Source organism: Nitrospirota bacterium (assembly GCA_016178585.1).
Lineage (GTDB): Bacteria > Nitrospirota > Nitrospiria > JACQBW01 > JACQBW01 > JACOTA01.
In genome coordinates this window covers 22,510-31,298 of record JACOTA010000041.1, presented here as the reverse complement: position 1 = coordinate 31,298, position 8,789 = coordinate 22,510, and the positions used below count along the sequence as shown (strand labels likewise).

Sequence of the window (8,789 nt, the reverse complement as noted above, 5' to 3'; positions counted from 1 at the left end):
TCGGGAATGAGATGGACCGTCAAAGGCGCCAATGCGATTATCGCCCTGCGCTGCTGCCAGATCAGCGGCCGGTGGGAGGAGTTTTGGGGAAATCGGGCAACCGGGTGAGAAGTTTACCCATAAATTTGTCTCACACCCGGGTATTGTCAACCGATTGACTTTTTTCTCTGTAAATGCTCCGCTCTATTTGGGCTAAAAAGATAGCCACTTCATTTTATCCTCAAATCGAGTTTTCTCAGTCATCGCATGTCTATAAAACAATCGGAACACTCAGGAACTCCTCCGCTTAATGATATTGCCTACGGACCGGCGCCGGGAGTGATTGCCGGGACATTCTTTTGAAAATAGCGCCCCCTCCACCGGAAGAGGTTTTAAGTTTAAAATGTACAGACATGGTCAATCATTTTGACAATGAGTCACGTTGATGTATACTTTTATAGAGTCTGCCAATAATTTGACGTCATCCAGGTTCAATGACGATGGAAGTAGACAAGGTCGGGTTCAAAGTTCATGTTACATGATAAGGGTTTTTTTCATTTGTTATCTTAGTTCTATTCGTTTCTAATCCGTCATGGATATTTGCAAATGAACTGGATGACCTTAAAGAAAAGCTGGAAAAACAGCAACAGGAAATAGATCGGATCGGCCGGAATTTAGAGACGCTTCAGATTCCTAGGAATACCGAAACAGAGAAATACAACAACTATGTGGCAAACATAGATGTATTTGGCGACGTAGGATTTTCCACAGTCACCCGCGAGAAATCCCATCCCAGTTTCTTTCTTGGAGATTTAGACTTATTCTCCACGATGAATGTCGATAATCGATTAATTTTTCTTTCAGAAATTCAAATAGAGGGAGAAGAGTCTCGTTTCTTCCCTGAGGTCGAAAGGTTCTGGATTGGTTACACCTTCAACGACCTCATCACTTTAAGAGCAGGCAGGCACCATACCGCCCTTGGTTACTGGAATAACGCCTATCACCATGGAAAATGGTTATTTGTTACCGTTGACAGACCGTTCTTTCTGGGATTTGAGGATAAAAACGGCGTCATCCCTGTCCATCTGATAGGGATCGAGATGGAAGGGAAAAAAGCCAATGACTTTGGGAGGTTTAGTTATAGGTTTCAGATCGCCAATGGTCCGAGGATCGACCCTATTGAGAAAAAATTAGACCCCAACAACATAGCCGATGATAATGACTCAAAGGAGGCGGCTCTCCGGTTTTCCGTGACGCCCGTTACTGTCCCTGATTTCATCTTCGGAATTTCCGGTACAACGTACACCCTGGATACAAGCCAAAAGGCCGGTCTGAAGGAGTCTATCTTTGGATTTGATCTTTCTTATACTAAACTCCCCTGGGAATTTCTTGCGGAATATTTTAGATTTTATAATTCAGACGCGGCCGCCGATGCCTTCTATATTCAACTCTCTTATGCCCTGACCCTTCCCTATCCCATTACCCCGTATGCAAGATATGAAAGACTCGGTGTGAATGATTCGGACCCCTACTTTCTTGACCTTGCAGGCGGGTCGGAACGAAATCAGAAGATCATGGGATTAAAATATGAGGTAGACCCTTTCGATAGCAGTATCAAGCTCCAGTACAGGAATGATGACAAAAAGGGCGCCCAGACATACCATATTGTTGAGATTCAGTGGGCGGTTCATTTTTAAAAAAAGAGGGATACGGTCATTTATTTTCAACTGATGAAACTTTTTTCCTGTTTCGCTATCCTCCATGGTCTGATTTTTGTCTCAAATCTCCATGCGGAAGAGATCGCGATTATCGTCAATGAAACCGGACCGCTTGTAAATCTTTCAGAAATAACGATAAGAGATATTTATCTCGGAGAGAAAAAGTTTGAGGGTGGGGTGAGGATAGAAGCGATTAACTATCCGGAAGGTCCGGTAAAGGACGCGTTCTTTCAAGCAGTTTTAAAGATGACTTCCCGAGAGTTCAAACTTCATTGGACAAAGAAATTATTTGGGGAAGGAGGGGAATTGCCTCTGACGGAAACCGATCCGAGGGATATCATTGAGGCCGTGAAAAAGAAAAGAGGGGCCATCGGCTATGTCATGAAAGGGGAATTGCGGGATTCAAAAGGGGTAAAGGTCATCAAAGGTGTAAGCCGATGAAGATAGGGATCAATCGGAAGATTATCAGCGCCTTTTTTGCCGTATTATTATTGTATGTCATGGTGGTTGGGGCCGTATTTCTGGTCATCAATGACATCTATAAACTCAACCGGGAGCTGGACGTGAATATCCGCAAGGAGAGGCTCACAGGGGATTTGCAGATTCGCGTAAATAAGCTCCTGGCGCCTGTGAATGGATATCTGTTAACCGGGGACGCAAAAGAGCGGGACAAGTTTGACCTTCTGATCAATAAGACCTCTCGGATATTTAAGGAGTTGAAAGATTTTAAGGAAAATAAGGAATGGGATCTGCTCGTGGAAAGAGTGGCAGGGGAGGCCATCAATTTTGGGAACGCGGCTGTCGAGATTCTGTTTATAGAACACCCTGTCGGAAATAAAAAAGCGAACGGGTTGATGACGGCGCTGAATTTGAAGGCCGATGCCTTAACAAAGGAGGTGGATCAATTTCATAACCTGGCAGAAGCTGATGTGGAAAAAATGAGAGCGGTTGTGGAAAAAAAGATTCAATCAATCCAGACTGTCTCTATGATTATTCTTGGGCTAATGCTTTTGTCCGTGGTTCCTCTTTCCTTTTATATTAAAAGGTTCGTCACCGGACCTCTCCAGAAGCTGTACGATGGGGCAAAGATTTTCGGAAGCGGAAGACTTGACCATCGCGTTTTCATCAAGACGGGAGATGAAATAGAAGAGCTTGCAGAGGGTTTTAATCTCATGGCCGCCTCCCTGGATCATTCCAAGCGTGAATTGGAGCGGAGGATACGGGAGCTTTTTACCCTGTACAATGTCAGCAGGATTATATCAACCACTTTTGAGGCAGAAGAACTTCTAAAAGAGATTGTCGTTAAGATCAGCAGCAGCCTCGACATCCAGAGGGTTGTGGTCATGCTCCTGGACGATAAAAGGGAGGACCTTTATATCGCGTCCTTTACCGATTTTTCCGATTCCGAGATTAGAAATATAAGATACAAGGTAGGCGAGGGGCTTTATGGCGGGGTCGCCGCATCGGGAAAGGCACGGCTGGTAGCCGATCTGAATCAGTGTGGCGATGTCATACAAAAAGATAAATGGAGCCCTAATATAAAGAGTGTTATCGCTGTTCCTTTTCATTCCCGAAAGGCGATGACTGGCCTCATCTGCGCATTTAAGGATAAGCCCGGGGTTTTTAATCAGGAAGATCTTGAACTCATGACGACTGTGGCGCAGCAGGTGGGTATCGCGTTGGAAAATATAAAGCTCTATCAAAAGACCAAAATGATGGCGATTACGGATGGTCTCACAGGACTCTATAACCACAGATTTTTTATCAAGAGATTGGGTGAAAGAACAGAGTTAGAAAGCTGTCATTGCGAACAAAGTGAAGCAATCTCAAGACTTTACGATAAGATTGCCACGCACCCTTCGGTGCTCGCAATGACATGATTAATAAGTGGGTGCGAAGTCTATCGCTGGTCTTGGGTCGATCATCCTGTTAGACATCGATTATTTTAAACATTACAATGACACCCACGGGCACCAGGGAGGGGATGAAGTTTTGAGAATGATGGCCGAAGTGATCAAAAAAGAGGTAAGACATTCCGATACGGTGGCCAGATATGGTGGAGAAGAGTTTGTCGTCATCTCTGTGGAAACGGATAAAGACACAGTTGTTCAGCTTGCGGAAAGGATTAGAAAGGGTGTTGAGAAATCTCCATTCCCCTTAAAGGAGACCCAACCTGGAGGAAACTTGACCGTCAGTCTAGGCGTAGCCTCATTCAGGGATGACGCTAACACCGTCCAAGGGCTTATTAAAGAGGCGGATGACGCGCTATATGGAGCAAAGGAGAGCGGCAGAAACCGGGTGTGGTTTAAAAAATCCTTGCAGAATAAATAGGATATCAGAAAGAGAAAATTGGGTCGGAAAGTAGAGTGAAGCAACTGGCTTTTCCAAACTTTCTCTTGAAATTTTTTTTTCCGAGTGCTAGTGTAAATAAGAGAAGCCCCTGCTTTGTTGGTCAGCGGGCAGAAAATTGTGTCCCAACGTTTAAAACTTAGGGGGTAAGACCTGAAAATGGTGTGCATGTCCGGTAAATCCGGAAAGCCTTAAATTTTCAATGATACTCCCACCTGGGAAACCGGGTCCAAGTTTTCTGTCGCAACCGCAAAAGCGGGGGTTTTTTTGCGGATTGAAACGTTGAAAGTGAAGCAACCGGCTTAGCCGGTGCGGAACACGGGGTTCGGGGGCATTGGAGGATTTCACGAAGTGAAACCGCACGGGCCCCTGAGTATGAATCTCCACCTTGAAAGGAAATTTTAACGGACTTGGTGAAAAATAAAAGAGTGAAAATGAAAGTTTTTTTGAAAATGAAAGATTTTTTTTGTGGTTCCGTTATCAATTCGGTTCAGGAAACGGGAGTCTTTTTTTTAAGGGATTCGGGTTGCAGATGAATTAATCCATTCCCGTTTTCACTCTTCCATCGCTTTTATCAAGTCTTGCCAAACTTCCTTCTAGTAGACAAAAATTTTTCTTTTTAAATCATAGGGAATTTTTTCAGCATGGATATGCCAATGTCTTTGTATGATCTCTCTATCAATATAGGAGGTCCAATATTATGTTAGTATCGCCTGAAATAGGTTTGATTACAGGGTTATCTGTCGTATTGGGTTTCGGCCTGGGCTGGTTATCCAAAAACAGAACGGCTCAAGCGGTTCTGCAGGGGAAGACGGCCGAGCTTAATAGAAAGCTTGAGGAAATTCAGAAAACATTTGAAAATAAAAGAACCGAGGCCGTTTTGGAAACCAAAACACAGTTTCTTCAGCTTCGGACCGATTTGGAAAAGGAAATTCAGGGTAGAAGAAATGAGATGACCCAATTAGAAAGAAAACTGATTCAGAAAGAGGAAAATCTGGAGAGGAAAATGTTCCAGTTGGGAAAAAAGGAAGAGGAAACCCTGAGAAAAGATCGGGAACTTGCCCAAAAGCAAAAAGAGGCGGAAGAAAAAAAACTGTTGCATGAAAAAGGGGTTCAAGAGGTGAGGGCCAGGCTGGAAGATATTTCAGGTGTTACAGCCGAAGAGGGAAGAAAGCAGCTCATTGCCAGTTTGGAAGAAGAAGCGAAATTTGAGGCGGGCAAGATGATTTTGAGAATCGAGGAGGAGACCCGGGAAATCGCGGAAAAAAAGGCAAAGGAAATCATTACGATTTCGATACAAAGATACGCTAACGAATACGTGGCCGAAACGACCTGCTCCGTGATGGCGCTGCCCGGCGATGAAATGAAAGGGCGTATCATCGGGAGGGAAGGGCGGAATATCAGGGCATTGGAAGCGGCGACGGGAATCGATTTGATTATTGATGATACGCCGGGGGCGGTCATTATTTCGGGTTTTGATCCTGTTCGGAGAGAAATTGCGAAACTGTCTCTCGAGCGGCTGATGTCAGATGGAAGGATTCACCCGACCCGGATAGAAGAAGTGGTTGAAAAGGTCAAAAAAGATCTCGATAAAACCATGAAGGAAGAGGCTGAAAAAGTGCTCTTTGAATTAGGGGTTTCAGATGTCCACCCTGAAATCGTTAAAATTCTCGGCCGGTTAAAGTACCGGACCAGTTACGGGCAAAACAATCTCATGCATGCCAAAGAGGCGGCTTATATCTGCGGCATGATGGCAGAGGAGCTGAGATTGGATGTCAAGTTAGCAAGAAGGGGGGCTCTTCTGCACGATATCGGCAAAGCCGTAAGCCATGAGGAGGAAGGACCTCATGCGATGATCGGCGCGGACATCGCAAAAAAATATAATGAATCTCCCAAAGTGGTCAATGCGATCGCGGCCCATCATGGGGATATCGAATGCATCTGTCCGGAATCGGCTCTGGTTGCCGCCGCAGAGTCCATTTCGGCCGCCAGACCTGGCGCCAGAAGAGAAAACCTGGAGTCTTATGTAAAACGTCTTGAAAAACTCGAGAAAATCGCCACTTCCTATAAAGGAGTCGATAAGGCCTATGCGATTCAAGCGGGGCGGGAAATCAGGATTATTGTCAAGCAGGATGACGTTTCCGATCATGAGTCCGCCCAAATTTCCCGTGATATTGCCAAAAAAATACAGGCGGAGTTGACCTATCCCGGGCAAATTAAAATCACCGTGATTCGGGAAAGCCGGTACATCGAATATGCGAAATAGACAATTGAAAACAAAACACGTAATCGTTCAGTCAATGGTTCTCAAGCGCCTGGAATGACCGTTTCTCCGACGCCGACGAAGTTATCCTCATCTATAGATTTTTACATTAGGGTGGGATAAACAAACTTCGCCGAAGTCTTCGTTCAGGTCACACCAGGCACTTTCGCATGGATGGCCCCGTTAACACCTCTGATTTTAGTGACCCGCCGACATTTGTAATGCTTTAGTTTTGTGCGATGCGGGTCCTTTTCTATAAAACTGGAAAAAGCTGTGAGAATACTTTTTATCGGAGATATTGTGGGCGAGCCGGGACGAAAAATGGTTGAAAGAACCTTGCCCCGGCTGGTCCAGCAACATAACATCGACTGCGTGATCGCGAATGGAGAAAACACGGCCGCCGGGTTCGGCATTACGCCTAAAATTGTCGGGCAGTTTTTTAAAGCCGGAGTTCATATCATCACCGGCGGAAATCATATCTGGGATAAAAAAGAGATCCTGGACTTTATCGACACGGAACCCCGTCTCCTTCGTCCCGCAAACTATCCGGCGGGTGTCCCTGGCAAAGGAAGCGTGGTTTTTCAAATTGAAACCCGGAAAGGGGACATCGAAAAAATCGCTGTTCTTCATCTGTTAGGCCGGATATTTATGTTTCCCAGTGATTGTCCTTTTAGAACCGCGGATCAGGAAATTGAAAAATTAAGAACTGAAACGCCGACGATTCTCGTCGATTTTCATGGAGAAGCCACGTCAGAAAAACGAGCCCTTGGGTGGTATCTGGACGGAAGAGTCAGCGCCGTAGTCGGAACGCATACCCATGTGCAAACAGCGGATGAGGAAGTTCTACCGGGCGGAACCGCCTATGTGACCGATGTTGGAATGACCGGTCCGACCGATTCGGTCATCGGAATTAAAAAAGAAACCGCGATTCAAAAATTTCTGACTCAGATTCCCCGCAGGTACGAACCCGCGGAAGGACCGTCGGTCCTTTCCGGGGTTATTATAGAAACGACCCCGGCGGGAATCTCGCGATCGATTCAACGCCTCCAGATTTCGGAACAATTTAATGGATGACCTTTTCTCATTTGCTGAAAAAAAGAACGATTTCTCTCCTGACTCGGTAACGGAGAAAAAAGTTTTTTCTGTAACCGAACTCAATCTTTACATTAAAAACGAGTTGGAAAAAACGTTTTCAAATGTCTGGTTGGAGGGAGAGGTGTCTAACCTTCGAATCCCCCAGTCCGGTCATTGTTACCTGACGCTGAAGGATGAAAGGGGGCAAATTAAAGCGATTATTTTTAAAGCCGCGCTCCGATTGCTGAAATTTGCTCCGAAGGAAGGGCAGCATCTCCTCTGCAGAGGGCGGATTACCGTTTATGAGCCGAGGGGAGAATATCAAATTGTTCTTGAAACGGTTGAGCCGAAAGGGGTCGGGGCCCTTCAGCTGGCTTATGAACAGCTCAAAGAGAAGCTCCGGTTAAAGGGATTTTTTGATCCGGTTCATAAGAAGCCGATCCCCTCGTTTCCGCAAAAAATCGGGATCATTACCTCTCCGACAGGCGCAGCCATCCGCGATATGCTCCAGATTATTCAACGGAGACACCCCGCGGTTAATATTTTAATCAACCCCGTGCCGGTACAGGGAGAGGAAGCCGCGCCTGCGATCGTCCGTGCCATCGCCGAAATGAATGAAATCGGAGGAATTGACGTGCTGATTATCGGCCGGGGAGGAGGATCTCTGGAAGACCTCTGGGCCTTTAATGAAGAGCGTGTTGCAGAAGCTATTTTTAATTCAAAAATTCCGGTTATTTCCGCGGTGGGACATGAAACCGATGTCACCATTTCAGATTTTGTGGCTGATTTGCGAGCGCCCACGCCGTCGGCGGCCGCTGAATTGGTGGTTAAGAACCATCTCGAGCTGATTGAAAAAATTCATCTTGCGCAAAGCCGCCTTCTTCATGCCTATCAACGGTCTCTGACCGCCTGGTATAAAGACATCGAGGGGATGAAAAACCGGCTGGTTAATCCGAAGCGGCTGATTGAAAAACAATTTCAAAAATTCGACGACCTCATCGAGCGAATATCGGTGGCTGCGGGAAGAACGGTTGACGGCCGAAGAAATCTTTTTGAAGGAATTTTAAAACGCCTTGATTATCAAAATCCCTCTCAAAAATTAAAAAGGTGCAGGGAGCAGGTTTTACAGCTATTTGAACGGCTCGTCCAGCAGATCCGGCATGAGATCGTCTTTAAGAAAAAAGAAGCGGAAACGCTGGTCTCTAATTTAAACACTCTGGGGCCTCTTGAAATTCTCAGACGGGGGTATAGTATTACGCGAAAACTTCCGGAACAGTCGATTCTCAAATCTGCCCGCTCGGTCCGAAAAGATGATTTGATTGAAATTCTTCTGGCTGAAGGAAAAGTCATCGCCAAAGTGATTCAAGTCAACGGATCAGGGGCGTAAAGCCTTGACTTTTCACACA

General features: G+C 45.7%; 7 protein-coding genes and 1 other RNA gene. All 8 read left to right on the top strand.

Annotated features, from left to right (window positions below):
* Nucleotides 1-707: 707 nt before the first annotated feature.
* The 8 genes from HYR79_07530 to HYR79_07495 all read left to right on the top strand — a co-directional run bounded on the left by HYR79_07530 (nt 708) and on the right by HYR79_07495 (nt 8,770).
* Nucleotides 708-1,676 carry a hypothetical protein gene (locus HYR79_07530; protein MBI1821545.1) on the top strand — a complete coding sequence of 323 codons (969 nt, stop codon included), beginning with the start codon at nt 708-710 and terminating at the stop codon, nt 1,674-1,676.
* Nucleotides 1,677-1,709: 33 nt separating this feature from the next.
* Nucleotides 1,710-2,138: a hypothetical protein gene (locus tag HYR79_07525; GenBank protein MBI1821544.1), complete on the top strand. Its 429-nt coding sequence runs from the start codon at nt 1,710-1,712 to the stop codon at nt 2,136-2,138.
* The gene (locus HYR79_07520; protein ID MBI1821543.1) at nt 2,135-3,577 is read left to right on the top strand and encodes a GAF domain-containing protein; all 1,443 of its coding nucleotides are present in this window, start codon (nt 2,135-2,137) and stop codon (nt 3,575-3,577) included. Before HYR79_07525 ends, HYR79_07520 begins: the two co-directional genes overlap by 4 nt.
* A 7-nt stretch (nt 3,578-3,584) precedes the next feature.
* Nucleotides 3,585-4,028 carry a GGDEF domain-containing protein gene (locus HYR79_07515; GenBank protein ID MBI1821542.1) on the top strand — a complete coding sequence of 148 codons (444 nt, stop codon included), beginning with the start codon at nt 3,585-3,587 and terminating at the stop codon, nt 4,026-4,028.
* A 103-nt stretch (nt 4,029-4,131) separates the two neighbouring features.
* Nucleotides 4,132-4,312: non-coding RNA, 6S RNA (gene ssrS, locus HYR79_07510), on the top strand.
* Between the two features lie 434 nt (nt 4,313-4,746).
* A complete protein-coding gene (gene rny / locus HYR79_07505; GenBank protein MBI1821541.1) occupies nt 4,747-6,312 on the top strand; it encodes a ribonuclease Y in 1,566 nt (521 codons plus the stop codon).
* 270 nt (nt 6,313-6,582) lie between these two features.
* Nucleotides 6,583-7,383, top strand: a complete 801-nt coding sequence (locus HYR79_07500; GenBank protein ID MBI1821540.1) for a TIGR00282 family metallophosphoesterase — start codon at nt 6,583-6,585, stop codon at nt 7,381-7,383.
* The gene (locus HYR79_07495; protein ID MBI1821539.1) at nt 7,376-8,770 is read left to right on the top strand and encodes an exodeoxyribonuclease VII large subunit; all 1,395 of its coding nucleotides are present in this window, start codon (nt 7,376-7,378) and stop codon (nt 8,768-8,770) included. Before HYR79_07500 ends, HYR79_07495 begins: the two co-directional genes overlap by 8 nt.
* Nucleotides 8,771-8,789: the final 19 nt, after the last annotated feature.